Raw genomic sequence first — 21,907 nt, forward strand, 5'->3', positions numbered from 1 at the left:
GGTCGTAGCACCTTGTAGCACCTTGGACTAGCATCAAGCCATGGCCGAGCGTGCTCATCGAGAAATCACCCAACGCGAACTGCGCAACGACTCGGGTGCCATCATGCGCGGGGTCGAGCAGGGCGAGTCGTACCTGATCACCCGTAACGGCACACCCATCGGCAAGCTCATCCCCCTCCGCCGGCGCACCTTCGTCCCGCGAGCAGAGGTCATGGCGGCGTTCGCCGCCGCACCGGTTCTCGACACCGACCGGTTCCGCGAGGACATCGACTCGGCCGCCGACCAGGACCCGTTCAGCCGTGAGTGGTGACGCGGCGAGTCGCGGCCTCATCGACACCAACATCGTGATCCTCCTTAGTGCTCTTGACCCTGATGAGTTGCCCGACGAGCTGGTCATTTCGGCAGTCACCCTCGCTGAACTGTCCGCCGGCCCCCACCACGCCGACGACCGCACCGAGCGAGCGCGCCGGATGAGCCTCCTCCAGCACGCCGAGGCCACCTTCGAACCACTACCCTTCGACGCCGAGGCGGCACGCGCCTTCGGCATGATCACTAGCGCTGTCCTGGCTGCCGGGCGGACCACCCGGCGGCGCCTGGCCGATCTGATGATCGCCTCGATCGCGTACGCCAATGGACTGCCCCTCTACACGACCAACCCGGCGGACTTCGTCGGCTTGGACGATCTCGTGACCGTCCAGGCGGTCCGGCGCCCCTGACCGGCAGGGGGCGGCGTCTGCCGTTGGCAGAACCGGGCCGCCGAGGCTCGCCGGACGCACGCCCGGCCGGGCAGGGTGGTCCGGTGACCACGTTCAGCCTGCAGGCCTCCCCCACCGATGCCGCCGACTGGCTCGCGCTCGCCCGACGGGCGGAGGCGGCCGGCTACGACGCCCTGCTCGCAGCCGACCATCCCGGTGCGGTGGCGTCGCCGTTCGTCGCGCTGGCCGCCGCGACGCCGGTCACCACCACGCTCGGGCTCGGGTCGTACGTGTCGAACGCGGGCGTCCGCGAGCCGGCCCTGCTCGCCGGTGACGTGGCGACGCTCGACCTGGTCTCCGGCGGGCGGGCCCGGCTCGGGCTCGGCGCCGGGCACACGCCGGCCGAGTGGCGTGCCGTGGGCCGCGAACGCCCCGACGTCGCCGGTCGGGTCCGCCGCTGCGTGGCGGTCGCCGAGGCGGTGCGCGCGCTGCTCGACGGCGAGCAGGTCGACGTCGACACCCCCGACCTGGTCGTGCGGTCGGCCCGGCTGGCGAAGCCCCGGCCGGTGCGGGCCCGGATCCCGCTCACCATCGGCACCGCCAACTCGCGCCTGCTGCGCTGGGCCGGCGCGCACGCCGACGTGGTGGGGCTCGCCGGGCTCGGCCGTACCCTGCCGGACGGCTACGCGCACGCGGTGCGCTGGCGGGAGGCCGACATCGAGACGCAACTGGCCCAGGTCGCGGCCGGCGCGGCGGGCCGTGCCACGCCACCGGAGCTGGAGGCGCTGGTGCAGCGGGTCGCGGTCACCGACGACGCGGAGGCCGCCGCCGCACCCACGGCCGCCGAGGTCGGTCTGACCGTGCAGGAGCTGCTGGCCACCCCGTTCGTGCTCATCGGCACCGAGGACGAGATCGTGGCGGCGGTCGCCGGGCACCGGCGCCGCTGGGGCGTCACCCGCTTCGTGGTACGCCGCGACGCGCTCGACCCGCTCGCCCCGGTGCTGTCCCGCATCGCCGCCAGCCCCTCAGCCACGCCGCCCTCACCGGCGAACCGATGATGACGTGCCGGTCGAGGCGCCCCGCCGGGACCCGCTCGCCATCATCCGAGCACCGCGCCGTCGCCCTGGCGTGTCGCACGGCGGAGGTGATGTCGCCGACGAGCAGTATGCCTGAGCGGCATATTCATGACTGACAGGAATATCGCCCAGATGTCGTTACACGGTCGGCCGCTCCTACGTAGTCACTGGTGAGTTGAAGAGCAGGATCGACCGCCTCTGAGACGCCTTCTGGCGGGGTGACCCAAGCGTCGTCCGCACACGAAAGCGCTCGCCCCAACCTCAGGGCGAGCGCTTTCGTGTGTCTGCGGTCTGTCAGCCGTGCTCGGCGATACGGGTGACGAACGCGCGCCAGGCGGCCGGCGTGAAGACCAGCGCCGGGCCGGCCGGGTCCTTCGAGTCCCGAATGCCGACCACGCCAGGGATATTGTCGGCGACCTCGACGCACGAGCCACCGTTGTTGCCGCTCTTCGTGCTCTTGCGCCACCGCGCACCGGTCATGTCCATGATGCTGCCGCTTCCCTGATCAGGTCCAACGATTGCGTCCGGGAGAGGGCTTCGCCCCTGATGCGTTCCCACCTACGACTCAGCGTAGCAACGTCCGCCGGCTGCTTGAGGATCTGCGCGGGGGCCTGGCTGTCGACGTGCGCGACATGCTCGCCGTCTGGTAGCTCGGCGAGGATGAACCCCCACCGAGTCCCGGGTACATGCCAACGTCCTTCGGCACGATGTGCACCTGAACCGCCGGCAGAGCCGCGCACTGTGCAAGGTGCTCAGTCTGCTCACGCATCAGGGCCCGGTCGCCGTACGCCGACTGGTAGAGCACACCTTCGAAGATGACGGCAGTCAGCAGGGGTGGACGCTCCCGCCGCAGGATGGCCTGGCGCTCGATACGAGAAGCGACCAGTTCGTCAACCTCGGCCGAAGTGAGTGCCTCCCCGGCGAGCGTCGCCCGTGCATACGCCTCGGTCTGAAGCAGCCCGGGTATCCATGTGTGCTCGAACCAGCGCAGCGCGACCGTCTCCCGTTCCCAGTCCACCCATTCACGCAGCCACTGCGGTTCACGTCGCTTCAGGACATCGGGCCATAGGTCACTGATGTCCCGCCCAAGGATCACGGCCACTTGCGCACGCCGACGCGGTTGCGGCACACGTCCTGGCGAGATCCAACGTGCTGCCGTCTTCGGATCCACGCCGGTCTGAGCTGCGAGGCTTTCCGCCCGTCCGGGACGCGAACCTGCCGGCCGCCCTGTTCGCGCCGACCCGACCGATCCCGACCGTCCAACCCGGCCGCGCGGGGACGCTGACCCCGGGGCAGCAGTTCCGCGCGAACGGCGGCCGCTGGTGAACGCCGGTCCCCTGCGCGCCGGAGATGTCGTCCTCCTGACCCGCGCGGCGTCGCCTCAGTTCATCCGCCCGCTTACCGTCCGCGTGATCCGGGAGCTGACCGACCGGCATCCCTACGCCGGCTGGTTCTGGTTCGAGGGGTACGAGCTGGATCGGCGCGCGGGGTTGCGTCCCGCAGCGGCTCACGGAGTGCAGCCTCGCGGCCTCGGAGGAGAGCGGACGCCGACGCGAACGGGTCAAGAACCGGTTCGATGACCACCGCCGACAGCTGTTGAACCGGCTGGACCGAACCGGTCCGGTGACCCGTCTGGACAGCTGGCAGCGGCTGGTCGAGGCGGTCGACCAAACGGTCAAGAGCTGGCGCTAGGCGTCGGTGTTGATTCGACCTCAGCGATCCGCTCGTAGTAGCGGATCTTCCCGCGGAGGTGGTCGTACTGGCGCTGGAGCAGGCGCATCTGCTCCTCGACCCGCTCGGCGTGGCGCTCCAGCAGAGCCTGCCGCTCGCCGACCGTGTGCTCGCCCGCGCGGGCCAGTTCGGCGTACCGGCACATCTCCGCGATCGGCATCCCGGTGTCCCGCAGGCACCGGAACAGCTCCAGCCAGCCCAGGTCGTCGTCGGTGAAGACGCGCCGGCCGCCGGCCGTGCGACCGACGCTGAGCAGGCCGATCTTCTCGTAGTAGCGCAGCGTGTCCAGGCTGAAGCCGCTGCGGCGGGCCGCCTCGGAGGGTGCGTACATGTCCGGCACCGTACCTCTTGACCTGGAGTGCGCTCCAGGTTGAAAGCTGTCCACATGACGATGACACGGACACTGGGCCGCAGCGGTATCGAGGTGGGCGCGATCGGCATGGGCTGCTGGGCGATCGGCGGTCCACTGTGGGGCGACGGCGGGCAGCCGTTCGGCTGGGGCGAGGTCGACGACGACGAGTCGGTGCGCACCATCCACGCCGCGCTCGACCTCGGCGCGACGCTCTTCGACACGGCCAGCAACTACGGTGCCGGACACAGCGAACGGATCCTCGGCCGGGCGCTGGCCGGCCGCCGCGACCGGGCGGTGATCGCCACCAAGTTCGGCAACCGGTCGGACGAGGCGACCCGCCGGTGGACCGGCACCGACCACAGCCCCGGTTACGCGGTGGCGAGCCTGGAGGAGTCGCTGCGCCGGCTCGGCACCGACCACGTCGACCTGTACCAACTGCACATCAACGAGCTGCCGGTGTCCGCCGCGCTCGACCTGGTCGACACCCTGGAGGGCCTGGTCACCCAGGGCAAGATCCGGGCGTACGGCTGGAGCACCGACAACCCGGAGTCGGCGGCGGCGTTCGCGACGGCCGGCCCGCACTGCGCGGCCGTCCAGCACGACCAGTCGGTGCTGGCGGACAACGCCGCGATGCTCGCGGTCTGCGACCGCCTCGACCTCGCCAGCGTCAACCGTGGACCGCTGGCGATGGGCCTGCTCACCGGCTCGACCCGGGTGGTCGGCGCGGACGACGTACGCGGGCGGGCGCCGGAGTGGCTGGCCTGGTTCACCGACGGGCGGCCCACCCCACAGTGGGCGGAGCGGGTGGCGCAGGTCCGGGCGGCACTCACCGCCGACGGCCGTACCCTGGCGCAGGGCGCGCTGGGCTGGCTGCTGGCCCGCAGCCCGCGGACGGTCCCGATCCCGGGTTGTCGGACCGTCGCCCAGGCCGAGGAGAACATCGGCACGCTGGCCCGCGGTCCGCTCCCCGCCGACGCGTACGCCGAGGTGGAGCGCCTCCTCGCCGACCTGCGTCCGGCGCCGGCCGAATCCGGGGTGTGATCCGCTCAACGCATCCGGATCGGCGTGCGTACCCGAAGATATGAGCATGCGGATCCTCATGGCCGGCGCGTCCGGCTTCCTCGGCACCCGGCTGGCCGACCTGCTGACCGCCGGCGGGCACGAGGTGACCAGGCTGGTCCGCCGCCCCCCGCGCGGCGCCGGCGAGCGGGAGTGGAACCCGTCCGCCGCACAGCTCGATCCGGCGGTGGTGGCGCGGGCCGACGCGGTGGTCAACCTGGCCGGTGCCGGGGTTGGCGACCGCCGGTGGAACAACGAGTACCGGGGGGTCATCCGGTCCAGCCGGGTGGACACCACCACGACGCTGGCGATCACGATCGCCGGGCTGCCCGCCGCCGACCGGCCCCGGGTGCTGCTGAACGCCTCGGCGGTGGGCTGGTACGGGGACACCGGTGACCGGGCCGTGGAGGAGGACGCGCCGGCCGGCGAGGGCTTCCTCGCCGACGTGTGTCGGGTGTGGGAGGCGGCGACGCGTCCGGCCGAGGATGCCGGCGTACGCGTGGTCCGGATGCGGATCGGCCTGCCGCTGCATCGCGACGGCGGGATGCTCAAGCCCCAGTTGCTGCCGATGCGGCTCGGGATCTCCGGGCCGCTCGGCGGCGGGCGGCAGTGGTGGCCGTGGATCTCGATGGCGGACTGGCTGCGCGCCACCCGCTTCCTGCTCGACTCCGACGAGATCGCCGGACCGGTCAACCTGGTGGGTCCGGCGCCGGTGACGAACAAGGAGTTCACCCGGGAACTGGCCCGGCAGCTGCACCGGCCGGCGTTCCTGCCGATCCCGGCGCTGGCGCTGAAGGTGGTCCTGGGCGGCTTCTCGGTCGAGGCGCTGAGCAGCAGCCGGGTCCTGCCCGGCGTGCTGACCAAGGCCGGCTTCGCGTACCACCACCCCGACCTGCGCTCCGCCCTGCACGCCGCCCTGCAGGAGTGACCGCCCAACCGGGTGATCATGAAGTTGTTGCCGCGACACGCGGGGGTGACGGCAACAACTTCATGATCAACCCGGCGGGGGCGGCGTCAGCAGCCGATCACCCAGTAGTTGGGGCCGGTCTGCTTCAACGTGCTCGTGTAGAAGGTGTTGTAGAGGCCCATCCGCTGGTTGGAGCCGTTCGCGTAGGCGTACCCCAGCGAGTGGTAGGCGCGGCCGGCGGCGACGTGCGCGTAGTTGCTCGCGGTGACGCACGTCGGGCTGGTCGTCGGCGTCGGCGAGGGCGACGCGGTCGGGCTGGCGGTCGGGCTGGGCTGGGTGCCGCCGTTCAGGCCGAAGAAGACCGCGTCCCGGTAGGTCGAGCAGATGGTGTCCAGGAAGTACGCGCCCGCGGTACCGCACTGCTCCGCCCCGGAGCCCGGGTCGACCGGCGTGCCGTGGCCCATGCCGGAGACGCGGTACACGCGTACCCGGTCGGCGCCGTAGACCTCGAGGCTCGTGCCGGCGGGCAGCGAGGACGTGCTGGTCGGGGTCTGGCTCACGCCGAGGACGTTGGTCCACTGGTCGCGGGACTCGGTGGCGTTCGCCACCGCCACCGTGTAGTCGCTGGTGCCGTGCCAGATGGCCACCTTCGGGCGCGGTCCGGAGTAGCCGGAGTACGCGCCGCGCACCAGGTCGCCCCACTGGGCGGGCGTCTTGTCCACGCCCGGGTTCATGCAGGAGAACGCGTTGATCGTGCTGGTGGCGCAGCGGTACGGGATGCCGGCGATGACCGACCCGCCGGCGAAGACGTCCGGGTACGCGGCCAGCATGACCGCGCTCATCGCACCGCCGGCCGACAGGCCGCTGACGTAGACCCGGTTGGTCGCGACGCCGTAGTTGGCCTTGGCGTGGTCGACCATCTGCTTGATGGACAGCGCCTCGCCCTGGCCCCGCGCGGTGTCGCCGGTCTCGAACCAGTTGAAGCAGGTGTTGGAGTTGTTGGCGGACCGCTGCTCCGGCACGATCAGCGCGAACCGCCACTGGTCGGCGTACTTCTGCCAGCCGGAGTTGGCGAAGTAGCCGGTCGCGTTCTGGGTGCAGCCGTGCAGCAGCACCACGGCCGGCGCGCCCGCCGGCAGGTTGTCCGGGCGGTACGCGTACATGGCGAGGTTGCCGGGGTTGGAACCGAAGCCGGTGACCTGCTGGAGGCTGGCGGCCTGGGCGGGGGTGGCGGCGACGACGGCCGCGGTGGCGGCCAGCACGAGACCGGCGGCGACGCCGGCCAGCCGGGCGAGGAGGGAGTGGTTGCGGCGCACGGGGGCCTCCTGACGGGAATGTGAACTGGGTCACCCGCGAATTGCCGCGACGTTACGCCCGAGTGTCGAACCTGTGACATGGGTCGGCGTCACACATTCACCGTCATGGACGTGTGTGCCGGCCGGGGCGGTGTCAAGAGGGGGAGCCTCTGCGACGCGAGGCGTTAAGAAGGGTCCCTTCCTTGCAGGTCTGACCGGCGTGTCCAGGTCCGGTTGGTAACGTCCGCTGCGTGTCGACCTCCCCGTCCGTGGCGTCCGCGCCGGCCGCACCGTCCCGGGTCCACCGCGACCGCCGGGCGGATCTGATCGTGGCGCTCGTCGCGCTCGCCCTGGCCGTGTGGGTGACGAGCGGGCTGTGGCGCGACCCGAACGGCCGCGCGATCACGGTCAACTCCAGCGACCAGGCGCTGTTCGAGTGGCTGCTGGCGTTCGGCGGGCACGCCCTCACCCACGGCCAGGACCCGCTCTTCACCCACCTGATCAACGTCCCGGACGGGGTGAACCTCGCGGTCAACACCTCGATCACGGTGTACGCCGCCGTCTTCGCGCCGCTGACGTACCTGATCGGGCCGCCGGCCACGTTCCTGGTGATCCTCACCCTCAACCTCGCCGCCACCGCGTTCGCCTGGTACTGGCTGCTCAACCGCCAGTTCGGCCGCGGCCCGCTCGCCGCCGGGCTGGGCGGGCTGTTCATCGGTTTCTCCCCAGGCCTGGTCTCGCACGCCAACGCCCACCTGAACTGGACCGCCGGTTGGCTGGTGCCGCTGCTGATCTGGCGGGCGTTCGCGCTGCGCCGTCCCGGCCACCGGTTCCGCGACGGTGTGATCCTCGGCGTGCTGGTCGCGGTCGCCTTCTCCATCGCGGCCGAGGGGCTCTTCTTCACCGCGCTCGCCCTCGCCCTCTTCGTCGCCGTCTGGGCGCTGCACCCGGCCAGCCGTGCCGAGGCACGCGCGGCGCTGCCGGGCTTCCTCGGCGGGCTCGCGGTGACCGCCCTGGTCGCCGCGGTGCTGCTGGCGTACCCGCTGTGGCTGCACTTCGCCGGTCCGCAGCGCTTCGAGGGCACCGGCTTCGACCCGGTGATCCACTCGGAGGACGTCGTCTCGTACGCCGCGTACCCCCGGCGGTCTCTCGCCGGCGAGGCCGGGCTGCGGACCAGCCTCGCCCCGAATCCCACCGAGGAGAACTCGTTCTTCGGGATTCCGCTGCTGCTGCTCGCCGTGGCGGCCTTCGCGCTGCTGTGGCGGCGCACCGCGGATCCGTCCCGACGCCCGGCACCGGCCGGAGCGGCGGCGCGCGACGGGGCCGAGGCACGCGACGGGGCCGAGGCGCCGGGCGGGCCGCCGCGCCGGGCCACCCTCTGGGCGCTCGGCGCGGTGGCGGTGGTCTTCACGGTGCTGTCGTTCGGGCCGGAGGCCAAGGTCGACGGCCGCCGGTTCGACCTGCCGCTGCCCTTCGACCTGCTGGGCCACCTGCCGGTGGTGAACGCCGCCCTGCCGGCCCGGCTGGCGCTGGTCGTGGCGCCGGTGATCGGCGTGCTGCTCGCGTACGCGGTGGACACGCTGCGGGCCGGTCCGCCCCGGTCCCGGCCGGCCCGGGTCGCCTGGGCGGCCGCGTTCGCCGTGGCGCTGGTGCCGCTGGTGCCGACCCCGCTGCTGACGACCGAGCGGGAGCCGATTCCCCGGTTCTTCACCTCCGGCACCTGGCGGGAGTACGTGTCGCCGGGCGGGGTCCTGACACCCGTGCCGCTGGCCCTCGACGTCTACCCGGACGGGCAGCGCTGGCAGGCGTACGCCCTCGCCCACCGGCAGGGCGAGTTCGCGATCCCGTCCGGGTTCTTCCTCGGGCCTGGCGGCCCGGACGGCCGGGGCCGGATCGGCCCGCCGCCCCGGCCGTTGAGCGCGTTGATGGACGAGGCCGCGCGGCTCGGCGCGGTGCCGATCGTCACCGAGGGGACCAGGAAGGACGTGCAGGCCGACCTGCGCCACTGGCGGATCGAGACGGTGGTGCTCCCGGACCGGGTGCACGGCGCGAAGTGGGACGTCGACGAGGACGCGGTCCGCCGCACCGCCACCGCGCTGTTCGGCGAGCCGGAACGCGTCGAGGACGTCTGGGTCTGGCGGACCCCGCAGGAGTGACCCACCAACCGTCCCACGCGGGGCGCGGCCCGGTGAGCCGGCTCACGCGCGGGGGTGACCGGCCAGTACGGGACTAGGCTGAAGCCGTGAGCACGACGACCTCCGGCCTCACGGCCGTCCGCGCCGGTGTCCTCGACTACCAGGCCGCCTGGGCGGAGCAGCGCCGGCTGCACGACTCGGTGGTGGCCGGCGAGCGCGGCGACACCGTGCTGCTCCTGGAGCACCCGAGCGTCTACACCGCCGGCAAGCGCACCGAGCCGTGGGACCGGCCGATGGACGGCACTCCCGTCGTCGACGTCGACCGCGGCGGCAAGATCACCTGGCACGGGCCGGGGCAGCTCGTCGGGTACCCGATCCTGCGCCTGCCCGACCCGGTCGACGTGGTCGCGTACGTGCGCCGCGTCGAGCAGATGCTGATCGACGTGTGCGCGGAGGTCGGCCTGACCGCGGGCCGGGTCGAGGGGCGCAGCGGCGTCTGGGTGCCGGCGGACGACCGGGGTCCGGCCCGCAAGGTCGCCGCCATCGGCATCCGGGTCGCCCGCGGCGTCACCCTGCACGGCTTCTCCATCAACTGCGACTGCGACCTGGCGTACTTCGACCGGATCGTGCCCTGCGGCATCCGCGACGCCGGGGTCACCTCGCTCACCGCCGAACTGGGCCGCCCGGTCACCGTCGCCGACATGCTGCCGGTGGTCGAGCGCCACCTGCGTACCGTCGTCGAGGTCTGAGCCCGCCCGGCGCCTACCCTCGCCGGATGCGTCTCGATCTGGTCACCGTGGTCGTCGCCGAGTACGACCCGGCCATCGCCTTCTTCACCGACGTGCTCGGCTTCGAACTCACCGAGGACTCTCCCTCGCTGACCACCGACGGCCGCCCCAAGCGCTGGGTGGTGGTGCGCCCGCCGGGCGGCGGCACCGGCCTGCTGCTGGCCCGCGCCGACGGTGACCGGCAGGCGGCCGTGGTCGGTGACCAGGTGGCCGGCCGGGTCGGTTTCTTCCTTCGGGTGGACGACTTCGAGGCCAGCTACCGGCGGCTGGTGGCGGCCGGAGTGCGGTTCGTCCGGCCGCCCCGCACCGAGGCGTACGGCAGCGTCGCGGTCTTCCTGGACATGGCGGGCAACCGGTGGGACCTGCTCGGACCCGCACGGCCCGGCACGGCGGCCTGAGCGGGACGGCCGGTTCCGCATCGAGGTGGCCGTGACCAACCGCCGGTTCGGGCCGCTGTTCGGCTACACCGGCAGCCTCTCCGTCCGCTACCTGCGGCCGGACCGCGCGCCGGTCCCCGCCGCCGTACGCCCGTTGCGCGAGAACCCACGGGACTGACCGGCGCGCCCAGCCGCCCGCGTCCACGGTGTCAAGAAGGGACCCTTCCGTTCACGGCGTCAGGCGGTGCAGGTCGCGCGGGAAGGCCGTCACCTCCCGGACGTTGGCCGCGCCGACCACCCGGGCCACGAAGCGCTCCAGCCCGACGGCGAAGCCGCCGTGCGGCGGCATGCCGTGCCGGAACGCGTCGACGTAGGCGGCGTACGGCTCGACCGGCTCGCCCCGCGCCGCGAGCGCCGCCAGGTAGTCGGCGTGCCGGTGCAGCCGCTGCCCGCCGGTGACCAGCTCCAGGCCGCGGAACAACAGGTCGAACCCGTTGGCGTACGCCGGCCGCTCCGGGTCGGGGTGGGTGTAGAAGGGGCGTTTCGCCATCGGGTACCCGGTGACGAAGACGAACTCCGACCCGTGCTCCCGCCGCGCCCACTCCCCCAGCGCGCGCTCGTGCGCCGGGGCGAGGTCCGGCTCGTCGGCGGGCGCTCCGGCGATCTTCAGCGCCTCGGTGAAGTGGACCGCGGGGATCTCGGCGGGCACCTCCGGCGCGGTCACGCCGAGGGTGGCCAGCGCGCCGGCGGCCCGGTCACCGACCGCGTCGAGCATCCCGGCCAGGGCGTCCCGCAGCACCGCCATGACGTCCCGGTGGTCGGCGACGAAGCCGAGCTCGGCGTCGAGCGAGGTGTACTGCGCCAGGTGCCGCACGGTGTCGTGCGGCTCGGCGCGGAACACCGGGCCCACCTCGTACACCCGCTCGAAGACGCCCACCATGAGCTGCTTGTAGAACTGCGGGGACTGGGCCAGGTACGCGGGCCGGCCGAACCAGTCCAGCGCGAAGACGTTCGCCCCGCTCTCGGTGGCGGAGGCGGTCACCTTCGGCGTGTGGATCTCCACGAAGCCCCGGCCGTCGAGCGCGGCCCGGAAGCCGGCGACCGCCGCCGCGGAGACCCGCAGCGCCGCCGAGCGGGTCGGGTGGCGCAGCGCGGACGGCGCGTGGTCGAGCTGCGTGGGCAGGGTGGCGGTCAGCGCCGGCCGGTACAGGTCGAACGGCGGCGGGACGGCGGCCGGGCCGAGCGGCCGTACCGCCGGGCCGGTCAGCTCGACCCCGGCGGGGGCGGCGCCGTTCGCGATTACCGTGCCGGTGACCTCCACGACCGTCTCCTCGGTGAGCTGCTCCAGCTCCGCGCGGACGCCCGGGTCGGTGACGACCACCTGGGCCAGGCCGGCAGCGTCCCGGACGATCAGGAAGGCCACCGACTTGAGCAGCCGGCGGCGGTGGACCCAGCCGGCGATCCGCACGGTCGCGCCGACGTGGGCGGGGAGCTGGGAGGACAGGATGCGTTGCACGGGTGACTACCTCCTTGATCATCGCAACGCGATCCCCAGGGAGGTGTGGGCGAGCGGGAACCTCGCGGTGCCACCACACCTTCGCCCCCGCCGCAGCGGGGGCCTCGTTCGTCGCCTTTTCGCCGGGGCCAGCCGGGCGGGTTCTACTGGGTGTCAAGAGGGGCCCTGCCGCCACCGGAGGGGCCCTTCCCTACCGTTCTTCCCGCGGCTCGGGAGGGTCTTCGCGGCCCGGCGCCAGACCGCCTCGCAGCGAACGGCGGCTCTCTTCAACTGGCGGTCGGGGCGCTACTCGGCTCCGTCACAGCTCTGCGCGCACGCTAGCACCGCCCCGGACCGAATGTGACGGCGTTTTTCCGTCCCGGGTGTCCGGCGTCACAACGTTCCGGGCGTGACGGCGGTCGCCCGAGGTGTATCGACCGGCGCCGACGGGCGTAGGCTCGGTTTCGTGACGATCGAGCACTCCGCGCCGACGAGCCAGGCAGCGCGCCCCGCGACGCCCGCACCCGAGGGGCGGCGTCTCCTGCGGATCGAGGCGCGCAACGCCGAGACGCCGATCGAGCGCAAGCCGCCGTGGATCAAGGTCAAGGCCAAGATGGGCCCGGAGTACACCCAGTTGCGCGGGCTCGTCTCGCGCGAGGGGCTGCACACCGTCTGCCAGGAGGCCGGCTGTCCCAACATCTACGAGTGTTGGGAGGACCGGGAGGCCACCTTCCTCATCGGCGGTGACCAGTGCACCCGCCGCTGTGACTTCTGCCAGATCGACACCGGCAAGCCGGCCGAGTTCGACGCCGACGAACCGCGCCGGGTCGCCGAGTCGGTGGTCTCGATGGGCCTGCGCTACGCCACCATCACCGGCGTCGCCCGCGACGACCTGCCCGACGGCGGGGCCTGGCTCTACGCCGAGACCGTCCGGCAGATCCACGCTCTCCAGCCGGGCTGCGGCGTCGAGCTGCTGATCCCCGACTTCAACGCGGTGCCCGACCAGCTCGCCGAGGTCTTCGGGTCCCGGCCCGAGGTGCTCGCCCACAACGTCGAGACGGTGCCGCGGATCTTCAAGCGGATCCGGCCGGCGTTCCGCTACGAGCGCTCCCTCGACGTGATCCGGCAGGCCCGGGCGGCCGGCCTGGTCACCAAGAGCAACCTCATCCTGGGCCTGGGCGAGGAGCGCGCCGAGGTCTCCCAGGCGCTGCGTGACCTGCACGAGGCGGGCTGCGAGCTGATCACCATCACGCAGTACCTGCGCCCCTCCCCCCGGCACCACCCGGTGGAGCGCTGGGTCAAGCCGGAGGAGTTCGTCGAGCTGCGCGAGGAGGCCGAGGAGATCGGCTTCTCGGGCGTCATGAGCGGCCCGCTGGTGCGCTCGTCGTACCGCGCCGGCCGGCTCTACCAGCAGGCCCTGGCGGCCCGCACGGTCGCCGTCGGCTGACGACACCCGGCCCCCGCGGGGCGCACCGCGGCACGCGGGCCGCCGGCCGGGTGCCATGATCGGCGCATGACCGTCCGGGTACGCGAGGGGCACCGCGCCGCGCCGCGCGCGCTGCCGGCCGCCCGGTGGCCCCGGCTGCCCGACGCGCTGGCCCTCGCGGTGCTCACCGCCGGTGTGGCGTACCGCCTCGGCCTGCTGCTGCACGACACGCCGCCGACGAACAGCGACGAGGCGACGATGGGTCTCGCCGCGCTGCACATCGCGCAGGGGCGGGAGTTCCCGATCTGGTTCTACGGCCAGGCGTACATGGGCGCGCTGGAGGCGTACCTGGCCGCGCCGCTGGTCGCCCTCGCCGGCCCGTCGACCCTGGCGCTGCGCCTGCCCACCCTCGCCCTGTACGCCGCGTTCGCGCTGCTGGCCTGGCGGCTGTCGGTGCGCCTCACCGGGGACCGGTGGTACGCGCTGCTGGTTGTCGGGGTGCTCGCCTTCGGCTCCGACCGGATCGTGAAGAACCAGCTCATCGCCGGTGGCGGCTACCCGGAGATGAACGCCGCCGGGATGGCCCTCGCCGTGCTCGCGTACGACCTGGCGGCCGGCCGGCCGGGCCGGCGGCTGCCTCGCTGGGTGGCGTGGGGGTTCCTCGCCGGACTGATGGTGTGGGTCGATCCGCTGGCGCTGCCGTACGTGGCCGCCGGCGGAGCCGTGCTGCTGGCGTTCCGCTGGCGGGAGCGGCGCGGCCTGCTCCTGCTCGGCCTCGGCGCGCTGGCCGGCGCCGCGCCGCTGCTGCTCGACAGCCTGGCCACCGGCCGCGGCCCGCTGTCCGCCGTGCTCGCCGCGGGTGGCGCCGGGCAGCCGGCCGGCTGGGGCGAGCGGCTGCACGGGGCGCTGGTGCTCGGGCCGGCACTCGGCATGGGCTTCTGTTCGCCCGGCCGCTGCGCCGGCTGGCAGCTCTGGTGGTCGGCCGCCCTGCCGCTGCTCCTGCTCGCCGCCGCGGTGGCGGCGTGGCACCGACTGCGCGGCCCGGGCGATCGGGGACAGGTTCCGGTCGGAGCCAACGGAACCTGGCCAGGATCCGGCGACGACGCGAACGTGACCCGGGTCCGGGCCGCGCTGGCGCTGGCCCTCGTCGCGGCGGCCGCCCTGACGCTGGCCGTGTACGCGCTCAGCAGCTCCGCCGGCCGTACCCCGGTCGAGAGCGCGCGGTACCTGTCCTGCCTGCTGATCTCCGTACCGGTGCTGCTGTGGCCGCTGTGGGCGGCGACCCGGCGGCGGACGGCCGACGGAGCGCGCGCCGGCCGGCCCCAGCTCCCGGGGCTGCCGCTCCGCGCCGCTCCGCGCCGGGCCGTCGCCGTCGCGGTGCTCGCCGCCACGCTCGGCACCGCGGCGGTCGCCACCGCCGGTGCGGTCGCCGCCGCGCCCGCGCACCGCGCCGAGGCGGCCCGGCACGCCGACCTGGTGGCGGCGCTGCGCGAGCTGGGCGTACGGCACGTGTACGGCGGCTACTGGACCTGCAACCGGCTCACCTTCGCCAGCGCGGAGGACGTGGTCTGCGCCGTCGTGGACGACGACCTGGGCCCCGGCCACGACCGCTACCCGCCCTACCGGCGCGCCGTCGACGCGTCCCCGGCCCCGGCCTGGGTGGCCCCGGAGGGTTCCCCCCTCGCCGCCCGCCTGGACGCCCACCCGGGCCCGCTCACCCCGCACACCGTCCCCGGCTGGCGCCTCTACCTCCCACCGCCCTGACCTCGACTCCGTCGATCATGGAGTTCTGCTGCCCGAGAAACCGGCACCAGACGGGACGGAACGCCCACCAGGACTCCATGATCGAAACGACGGGAGGGGCTAGCGCGTGGCGGGGTCGGCCAGCAGGTTCAGGCGATGGGCCAGGGCGGCGGCCTCGACCCGGTTGCGTACGTCCAGCTTGGCGATGATGCGGGAGACGTGGACGCTCGCCGTCTTCGGCGAGATGAACAGCTCCTCGGCGATCCGGCTGTTGCTGTGCCCCTCCGCGACGAGCCGCAGCACCTCCCGCTCGCGCTCGGTGAGCAGGTCGGCGCCGGGGCGGCCCCGGGTCGCGCCGCGCAGCCCCACCCGTCGGGCCAGGGTCGCGGCCTGCTCGGCCAGCGGCGCGGCGCCGAGCCCGTCGGCGAGCGCGGCGGCCTCGGCCACCGCCGCCGCCACCTCGTCCCGCTCCCCCGCCGCGGCGGCCGCCTCGGCCAGTGCGAGGAGCGCCCGCCCGAGCGGGTACGGCTGGCCGTCGACCCGCCAGGCCGCGACCGCGGCCCGCCACCGGGTGAGCCCGTCGACGGGTTCGGCGGCGGCGCGTGGGACGGGCACCACCGGCGTTTCGCTGGCCGGCAGGGGCACGCACAGGGTCGCCGCGATCTGGGCGGCGTGGGCCCGCTCGGCCGGGAAGCGAGCTGGCAGGGCGGCGGCCAGCGCGGCGGTACCGGCGGCCAGGTCGTCGTCGCCGAGGTGTCGGGCGACACGGGCGAGGGCGGCGAGCACCGCCCAGCCGTACCGGGGGTGCCCGGCGAGGGTGGTGTCGGCCAGCGCCGCCTCGGCGGCCCGCCGCGCCTCGGCCGGGTCGTCCGCGGCGAGCGCGCTCTCCAGCCGCAGCTCGAGCAGGGGCAGCCGCTGGTGCGGATGCAGGTACGCCTTGCTGAGGAAGCTCAGCGCCCGCCCGACCGTCTCCTCGGCAGCCGGGTGGTCCTGGGCCAGCCGCAGCGCGGCGCACAACTGAAGCCAGTGCGAGCCGGTCACGCCCGGCGGGTCGATCCGCGCGGCGTCGGCGAGCACCTCCTCCGTCTCCGTCCAGCGGCCGAGCGCCAGCAGCGCCTCGGCACGGTTCGACAGCAGGTACGCGCCGGTCGAGCGGCTGATCCCGTACCGGCGCGCCTCGGTCACGCCGTCGGCGGCGGCGCGGGCCGACTCCTCGTACCGGCCCAGCTCGTACAGCACGTCGGAGATGTTCACCAGGGCGGCGACCAGCTCCGGCGCCGCCCCGGCGGCCCGGGCCAGCGCCTCGGCGCGGCGCAGCTCGGCCAGGCCCAGGTCGGGTGCGTCCTCGCCTCGGCGCAGCGCCGCCAGCTGCATCGGCAGCTGCGCGGCATCCATACCGGCGGCCCGCGCCGCCGCCAGCACCTCGGCGGCCAGCCGGGTGCCCTCGGCCCGGTCCACCCGGGCCACGTGCGAGGCCACGTCGGCGAGCAGCCGCAGCCGCTCCGGGCCGGCCGGCACGCCGGACGCCAGCCGGTAGGCCTCGCGCAGTTCGGCGCCGCCGTCGCTCTTGCCGAGCATGGCGAACATCCGGCCACGCCGGTCGAGCAGCCGCGCGGCGCGCAGCGGCTCGGCCCCCTCGTCCACCTCGGACAGCGCGGCCCGGGTCAGGGTGAGCACCCGGTGGTAGTCGCCGGCCGCGGCCGCCGCCGCGATGGTCTCCTCCAGCAGCGCGAGATGGTCCATGCCCAACCGGTCGCCCGCGTCGGGGACCAGCTCCCACAGCTCGAGGGCCCGCTCCAGCAGGCGGCTCTGCTCGGCGTACGCGTAGCGGTCCGCCGCCGCGCACGCGGCCGTCCGGGCGGCGACCAGCGCGCGGGGGTGGTCGTGCGCGGCGTACCAGTGGTGGGCGATCTCGGCGGGCGCGCGCCCCGCGGCCACCAGGTGCGGCTGTGCCTCGATCGCGGCGGCCCACCGGGCGTGCAGCCGGGCGTGCTCGCCGGGGAGCAGCTCGTCATGGACGGCCTCGCGGACCAGCGCGTGCCGGAACTCGTAGTCGCCCTCCGGGTCGGCGACGACGAGCTGGGCGGCGACGGCGGCGCGCAACGCGTCCTCCAGTTCGGCGTCGGGCAGCCCGGCGACCTCGGCGAGCAGTTGGTGCGCGAAGCGGGTGCCGCCGGCCGCCGCGATGCGCAGCACCCGCTGGGCCGGCTCGGTCAGCCGGTCCACCCGGGCGAGCAGCAGGTCGCGCAGCGTCTCCGGCAGGGTGGCGCAGCCGATCGGGTCCCCCGCCGCGGCCAGTTCCTCGATGAACAGGGGGTTGCCCTGCGTCCGGTCGTGGATGTCGTCGACCGCGCGGGCGGCCGGCTCGCTGCCCAGCAGCCCGGCCAGGACCGCGCCGGTGCCGTTGCGGTCGAGCCGGCTCAGTTCGAGCCGCTCGACACCCCGGGCCCGGTCCAGCTCGGCCAGGAACGGCCGTAGCGGATGGCCGCGGTGCAGCTCGTCGGTGCGGTACGTGCAGATCAGCAGGAGGCGGTCGGCTCGGGCCGCGCGGACCAGGAAACCGATCAGGTCGCGGGTGGAGCGGTCGGCCCAGTGCAGGTCCTCGATGACCAGTACCAGGGGCGTGTCCGCGGCGAGCCGCCCGAACAGGTCGGCGACCAGGTCGAACAGGTAGCCACGGGGCGCGTCGGAGACCGCCGGCACGGTGCCGAGCGGGCCGCGGGCCAGCTCCGGCAGGAGCCGGGCGAACTCGCCCTCGTACCCGTCGAAGACGGCCGGGCCGTCGCTGCGCAGCACCGCGCGCAGCGCCGCGGCGATCGGCGCGAAGGGCAGGCCCGCCTCGCCCAGCTCCAGGCACTGCCCGACCAGCAGCCGGGCCTCGCCGACCCCGCGCCCGAACTCCTCCAGCAGGCGGGTCTTGCCGATCCCGGCCTCGCCGCCGACCAGGACGGTGCTCGGGTCGCCGGCCCGGGCCCGCGCGAGCGCGCCCCGCAGGGCGGCGAGCTCGTCCTGGCGGCCGACGAGGGTGGTGCTGGCGGCGCGTGCGGTCACGGCACCGAGCATGCCACGCCCGCCGCCGTCGCCGTCCCGGCCGGCCCCGTCGAGGTCCGGCGACCCGGGTGGTACGCCGGGAGGCCCACCGGCCTGCCACGGCCGACCGGCGAGCCCCGGTGTGGCGGGGCCCGCCGGGGCCGCGGGCTGCGGGTGGGCGGGTGCGTCAGCCGGGGCGCCGGCCGGCACGCGGGTCGGGGTGCCGGCCGGCGGGGCCGGCGCGGTGCTCACCGGCGGCTGTCGCCGGGTCGGCCGGCCCGGTGCCGGCGACTCAGCCAGCCGCGGGCGGAGCGTTGCGGCACGCTCCGGGCCAGCCGGTCGGCGGCGGCGTCGGCGCGCAACTCGGCGGCGTGCGTACGGTGGACGGAGAGCAGGAACTCCGCGTCGTTGACGAACATCTCGGGCTCCTCGTGGTCGGTCTCGATTTCCGACTCTGACTCTCCGCCGGAAGGTGGCCCGGGGGCATGGGTGCGCCGCCTGATCTTCGCCCGGCCACCCTCCTTACCTCGGCCCCGCCGGACCCGGATCGCGGCGTAAGGTACTCAGCCGCCCGCCGATCACCGCACGTCCCGCCGACCACTAGACTCGGTGGCATGGCAAAGCCCCAGGAGAAGGTGTCGTTCGGCCAGCGGCTGAAGCAGATCGGGATGGTCTTCCGGTTCACCGCCAAGCAGGACAAGTGGTTCGCGCCCTTGGCCTTCGCCGCGGTGGTCATTCCGCTGGCGCTGACCGTGGTCGCGTTCCTCGCCTGGGGCTGGTTCTGGATCCCGCTGGGCATCCTGTTCGCGCTGCTCTGCCTGCTGATCGTGCTCAACCTGCGGTCGAACCGGGCGATGATGAACGCCGCCGAGGGCCAGCCCGGCGCGGCGGCCCAGATCATGGAGAGCATGCGCGGCGACTGGCGGGTCACCCCGGCGGTCAGCTCGACCACCCAGATGGACATGGTGCACCTCGTCATCGGCCGGCCCGGCGTGATCCTGCTGGCCGAGGGCAACCCGTCCCGGGTGCGCGGGCTGCTCGGCCAGGAGAAGCGACGGCTGGCCAAGGTCATCGGCTCGGCGCCGCTCTACGACTACGTGATCGGCCAGGAGGAGGACGAGCTGCCGATCCGCAAGTTGCGGATGACGCTCATGCGGCTGCCGCGCAACCTCAGCGGCAAGGACGTCAACGCGCTGGACAAGCGTCTCAAGGCCCTGACCGCCCGGCCGCAGCTGCCGAAGGGCGCGATCCCCAAGAACATGCGCCCCCCGAAGGGCGCCTTCCGCCAGACCCGCGGCCGCTGACCCACCGCCGCATCAAGACCCGCCCCCCCCACCCGCTCCCCAACCCCGCTCCCCAACCCCGCCCCTCCCCGCCCCTCCCCGCCCCTCCCCGCGGCCCCGCGCCCGGAGCCCCCACGCCTCGTCGATCTTGCAGTTTCGGCCCTCGTTTTGCGCCCTTCATCCCTTATGCCGGGGCACAAAGTGCAAGATCGCGAGCCGGGCGGGGTGGGGTCCCGGGTGGGGGTGGGTGTTTAGGGGGTACGGGGTGGGGCGGGGGTGATCACCGAGCCGGCGGCGCGGTCGTGCAGGCCGCGGCGGTTGCCGTCCATGAGCAGAGCGGGCACCACCAGGGCGAGCAGGACGCCGCGCAGCAGCCCACGGAGCACCCCGATGCGACCACCGTCGGCCCAGGACACGCAGCGGATCCTGGTGATGTACATACCGGGGGTCTGCGCGAACAGGCCGAGGAAGAAGGCGTACTCGAGGATCAGGACCAGCACCGGCGCCCAGCCGTCGGTGAGCGGGTCGGCGAAGCCCCGGGCGACCAGCAGGCAGAGCAGCCAGTCGATGACCAGCGCTCCGAAGCGCCGGCCCAGGTCGGCCGGGGTGAAGGCGGGGTCCGCGGCGGGCGGTCGGGGCGGCTGTCCGGGCGTGGTCACAGCGGTCAGGGTAGCCAGCCGGCCGAGGCGGTCCCCGGGCGGACCACCCGGGCGAGATCCGCTCGACAGCACGAACCCGCGGCGTCCCACCGACCAGGACGCGGCGACCCCCCGACGGCCGGCGACCCCCCGACGACCGGCGACCCCCCGACGGCCGGCGACCTCCCGACGGCCGGGTCGATCAAGAACCTCACTCGCGCAGCGCAAAAAGGGACTAAAGCGTTCAAGTTTCACTACACTGGCACAGCCGGTCGCCTCCCGCCGGCTGGCCGAGCCCCCGTCGAGCCGGCGGGTGACGCTCCGCGAGGGACGTAACACGGCAGAAACACCGGAGACACGGCCGGGCAACGGCGCGGCCATAGCGTCGCCAGCAGCCCAGCCACCCAGTGGACGTGCCAGGAGGACGAGTGTTCGCCAATCCCGAGGAACTCCTGCGTTACCTCAAGAACGAGGACGTGAAGTTCGTCGACGTTCGTTTCTGTGACCTGCCCGGCGTGATGCAGCACTTCAACCTGCCGGTCGAGTCGGTCGACGACGACCTCTTCACCGACGGCCTCGCCTTCGACGGGTCGTCCATCCGCGGCTTCCAGGCCATCCACGAGTCGGACATGCTCCTGCTCCCGGACGTCGCCACCGCCTTCATCGACCCCTTCCGCGCGCAGAAGACCCTCGCGCTCAACTTCTTCATCCACGACCCGTTCACCCGGGAGGCGTACTCCCGGGACCCGCGCAACGTGGCGAAGAAGGCCGAGGCGTACCTGGCGGCCAGCGGCATCGCGGACACCGCGTACTTCGGCCCGGAGGCCGAGTTCTACATCTTCGACTCGATCCGCCACGAGACCTCGGCGCACCAGTCGTACTACTACATCGACTCGATCGAGGGCGCGTGGAACACCGGCCGCGAGGAGGAGGGCGGCAACCGCGGCTACAAGACCGCGTACAAGGGTGGCTACTTCCCGGTGCCGCCGGTCGACCACTACGCCGACCTGCGCGACCGGATCGTCCGCCGGCTGATCGACACCGGCTTCACCGTGGAGCGCTCGCACCACGAGGTCGGCACCGCCGGCCAGGCCGAGATCAACTACAAGTTCTCCACCCTGCTGCACGCCGGCGACCAGCTTCAGCTGTTCAAGTACATCGTGAAGAACGAGGCGTGGGCCAACGGCAAGACGGCCACCTTCATGCCCAAGCCGCTCTTCGGTGACAACGGCTCGGGCATGCACACCCACCAGAGCCTGTGGCTGAACGGCGAGCCGCTGTTCTACGACGAGACCGGCTACGCCGGCCTGTCCGACACCGCGCGCTGGTACATCGGCGGTCTGCTGCACCACGCCCCGTCGCTGCTGGCCTTCACCAACCCGACGGTCAACTCGTACCGCCGGCTGGTGCCGGGCTTCGAGGCGCCGGTCAACCTGGTCTACTCGCAGCGCAACCGCTCCGCCTGCACCCGCATCCCGGTCACCGGCAGCAACCCGAAGGCCAAGCGGGTCGAGTTCCGCGTGCCGGACCCGTCGGCGAACGTCTACCTGGCCTTCTCCGCCATGCTGATGGCCGGCCTGGACGGCATCAAGAACAAGACCGAGCCGCCCGCGCCGATCGACAAGGACCTGTACGACCTGCCGCCGGAGGAGTGGGGCGACGTCAAGCAGGTGCCGGGCTCGCTGCCGGCGGTCCTCGACTCGCTCGAGGCCGACCACGAGTACCTGCTCGACGGCGGCGTGTTCACGCCCGACCTGATCTCCACCTGGATCGAGTGGAAGCGCACCAACGAGGTCGACCCGGTGCGCCTGCGCCCGACCCCGCACGAGTTCGCCATGTACTTCGACTGCTGAGCAGGCACCAGCAGCACCGGCCGG

General features: G+C 73.7%; 19 protein-coding genes and 2 pseudogenes. 13 read left to right on the forward strand and 8 right to left on the reverse strand.

Translation table 11 applies throughout. The features are described 5' to 3' along the window. Positions 1-40: 40 nt before the first annotated feature. The 3 genes from EV376_RS27835 (at position 41) to EV376_RS27845 (ending at position 1,753) form a co-directional block, all read left to right on the forward strand. Positions 41-310: a type II toxin-antitoxin system prevent-host-death family antitoxin gene (locus EV376_RS27835; RefSeq protein WP_130328071.1), complete on the forward strand. Its 270-nt coding sequence runs from the start codon at positions 41-43 to the stop codon at positions 308-310. Continuing rightward, on the forward strand, positions 300-716 hold the full coding sequence (locus EV376_RS27840) for a type II toxin-antitoxin system VapC family toxin (protein ID WP_130328073.1): 417 nt from the start codon (positions 300-302) through the stop codon (positions 714-716). Before EV376_RS27835 ends, EV376_RS27840 begins: the two co-directional genes overlap by 11 nt. A gap of 83 nt (positions 717-799) precedes the next feature. Then, entirely contained in the window at positions 800-1,753 is a 954-nt protein-coding gene (locus tag EV376_RS27845; protein WP_130328075.1) for a TIGR03621 family F420-dependent LLM class oxidoreductase, read from the forward strand. A gap of 312 nt (positions 1,754-2,065) precedes the next feature. Here the strand turns inward: EV376_RS27845 and EV376_RS27850 are convergent, their stop codons facing one another. The 3 genes and pseudogenes from EV376_RS27850 to EV376_RS27865 form a co-directional block, all read right to left on the reverse strand. Then, positions 2,066-2,257, reverse strand: a complete 192-nt coding sequence (locus tag EV376_RS27850; protein WP_130328077.1) for a DUF397 domain-containing protein — start codon at positions 2,255-2,257, stop codon at positions 2,066-2,068. Next, positions 2,248-2,942: pseudogene (locus EV376_RS27855) on the reverse strand (DUF5753 domain-containing protein). Before EV376_RS27855 ends, EV376_RS27850 begins: the two are co-directional and overlap by 10 nt. Positions 2,943-3,446: 504 nt before the next feature. After that, positions 3,447-3,833: a MerR family transcriptional regulator gene (locus EV376_RS27865; protein ID WP_486482824.1), complete on the reverse strand. Its 387-nt coding sequence runs from the start codon at positions 3,831-3,833 to the stop codon at positions 3,447-3,449. 54 nt (positions 3,834-3,887) lie between these two features. Between EV376_RS27865 and EV376_RS27870 the strand changes: the two genes are divergently transcribed. Both EV376_RS27870 and EV376_RS27875 read left to right on the forward strand, forming a co-directional pair. After that, positions 3,888-4,895 carry an aldo/keto reductase gene (locus EV376_RS27870; protein WP_130328081.1) on the forward strand — a complete coding sequence of 336 codons (1,008 nt, stop codon included), beginning with the start codon at positions 3,888-3,890 and terminating at the stop codon, positions 4,893-4,895. A 46-nt stretch (positions 4,896-4,941) separates the two neighbouring features. Then, positions 4,942-5,841 carry a TIGR01777 family oxidoreductase gene (locus EV376_RS27875; RefSeq protein ID WP_130328083.1) on the forward strand — a complete coding sequence of 300 codons (900 nt, stop codon included), beginning with the start codon at positions 4,942-4,944 and terminating at the stop codon, positions 5,839-5,841. Positions 5,842-5,927: 86 nt separating this feature from the next. Here EV376_RS27875 and EV376_RS27880 read toward each other — a convergent pair whose 3' ends face one another. Next, positions 5,928-7,136 (reverse strand): extracellular catalytic domain type 1 short-chain-length polyhydroxyalkanoate depolymerase, encoded by a 1,209-nt coding sequence (locus tag EV376_RS27880; RefSeq protein WP_130328085.1) that lies wholly within the window; start codon positions 7,134-7,136, stop codon positions 5,928-5,930. 230 nt (positions 7,137-7,366) lie between these two features. Between EV376_RS27880 and EV376_RS27885 the strand changes: the two genes are divergently transcribed. The 4 genes and pseudogenes from EV376_RS27885 to EV376_RS27900 form a co-directional block, all read left to right on the forward strand. Further along, positions 7,367-9,271 (forward strand): DUF6311 domain-containing protein, encoded by a 1,905-nt coding sequence (locus tag EV376_RS27885; RefSeq protein WP_130328087.1) that lies wholly within the window; start codon positions 7,367-7,369, stop codon positions 9,269-9,271. Between the two features lie 86 nt (positions 9,272-9,357). Next, positions 9,358-9,999 (forward strand): lipoyl(octanoyl) transferase LipB, encoded by a 642-nt coding sequence (lipB, locus tag EV376_RS27890; protein ID WP_130328089.1) that lies wholly within the window; start codon positions 9,358-9,360, stop codon positions 9,997-9,999. A gap of 26 nt (positions 10,000-10,025) precedes the next feature. Next, the gene (locus tag EV376_RS27895; RefSeq protein WP_130328091.1) at positions 10,026-10,436 is read left to right on the forward strand and encodes a VOC family protein; all 411 of its coding nucleotides are present in this window, start codon (positions 10,026-10,028) and stop codon (positions 10,434-10,436) included. A 13-nt stretch (positions 10,437-10,449) separates the two neighbouring features. Beyond that, positions 10,450-10,593: pseudogene (locus EV376_RS27900) on the forward strand (DUF4166 domain-containing protein); the annotation flags it as partial. 51 nt (positions 10,594-10,644) lie between these two features. Here EV376_RS27900 and aspS read toward each other — a convergent pair. Then, on the reverse strand, positions 10,645-11,931 hold the full coding sequence (gene aspS / locus EV376_RS27905; RefSeq protein WP_130328093.1) for an aspartate--tRNA(Asn) ligase: 1,287 nt from the start codon (positions 11,929-11,931) through the stop codon (positions 10,645-10,647). Between the two features lie 388 nt (positions 11,932-12,319). On the opposite strand from aspS, the gene lipA reads away from it, so the two are divergent. Together lipA and EV376_RS27915 are read left to right on the forward strand one after the other, a co-directional pair. After that, positions 12,320-13,357: a lipoyl synthase gene (lipA, locus tag EV376_RS27910; RefSeq protein ID WP_130328096.1), complete on the forward strand. Its 1,038-nt coding sequence runs from the start codon at positions 12,320-12,322 to the stop codon at positions 13,355-13,357. Between the two features lie 66 nt (positions 13,358-13,423). Next, a complete protein-coding gene (locus EV376_RS27915) occupies positions 13,424-15,100 on the forward strand; it encodes a hypothetical protein (protein ID WP_130328097.1) in 1,677 nt (558 codons plus the stop codon). A gap of 99 nt (positions 15,101-15,199) precedes the next feature. Here EV376_RS27915 and EV376_RS27920 read toward each other — a convergent pair whose 3' ends face one another. Beyond that, on the reverse strand, positions 15,200-18,130 hold the full coding sequence (locus EV376_RS27920; RefSeq protein ID WP_486482825.1) for a helix-turn-helix transcriptional regulator: 2,931 nt from the start codon (positions 18,128-18,130) through the stop codon (positions 15,200-15,202). Between the two features lie 227 nt (positions 18,131-18,357). Continuing rightward, positions 18,358-18,528: a hypothetical protein gene (locus EV376_RS30390; protein WP_165438131.1), complete on the reverse strand. Its 171-nt coding sequence runs from the start codon at positions 18,526-18,528 to the stop codon at positions 18,358-18,360. Between the two features lie 195 nt (positions 18,529-18,723). On the opposite strand from EV376_RS30390, the gene EV376_RS27925 reads away from it, so the two are divergent. Further along, entirely contained in the window at positions 18,724-19,413 is a 690-nt protein-coding gene (locus EV376_RS27925; RefSeq protein ID WP_130328099.1) for a DUF4191 domain-containing protein, read from the forward strand. A gap of 230 nt (positions 19,414-19,643) precedes the next feature. On the opposite strand, the gene EV376_RS27935 is transcribed toward EV376_RS27925, so the two are convergent. Further along, positions 19,644-19,988 carry an RDD family protein gene (locus tag EV376_RS27935; RefSeq protein ID WP_486482944.1) on the reverse strand — a complete coding sequence of 115 codons (345 nt, stop codon included), beginning with the start codon at positions 19,986-19,988 and terminating at the stop codon, positions 19,644-19,646. A 470-nt stretch (positions 19,989-20,458) separates the two neighbouring features. Between EV376_RS27935 and glnA the strand changes: the two genes are divergently transcribed. After that, entirely contained in the window at positions 20,459-21,883 is a 1,425-nt protein-coding gene (gene glnA, locus EV376_RS27940) for a type I glutamate--ammonia ligase (protein ID WP_130328103.1), read from the forward strand. Positions 21,884-21,907 lie beyond the last annotated feature (24 nt).

It is taken from the genome of Micromonospora sp. CNZ295, assembly GCF_004217535.1.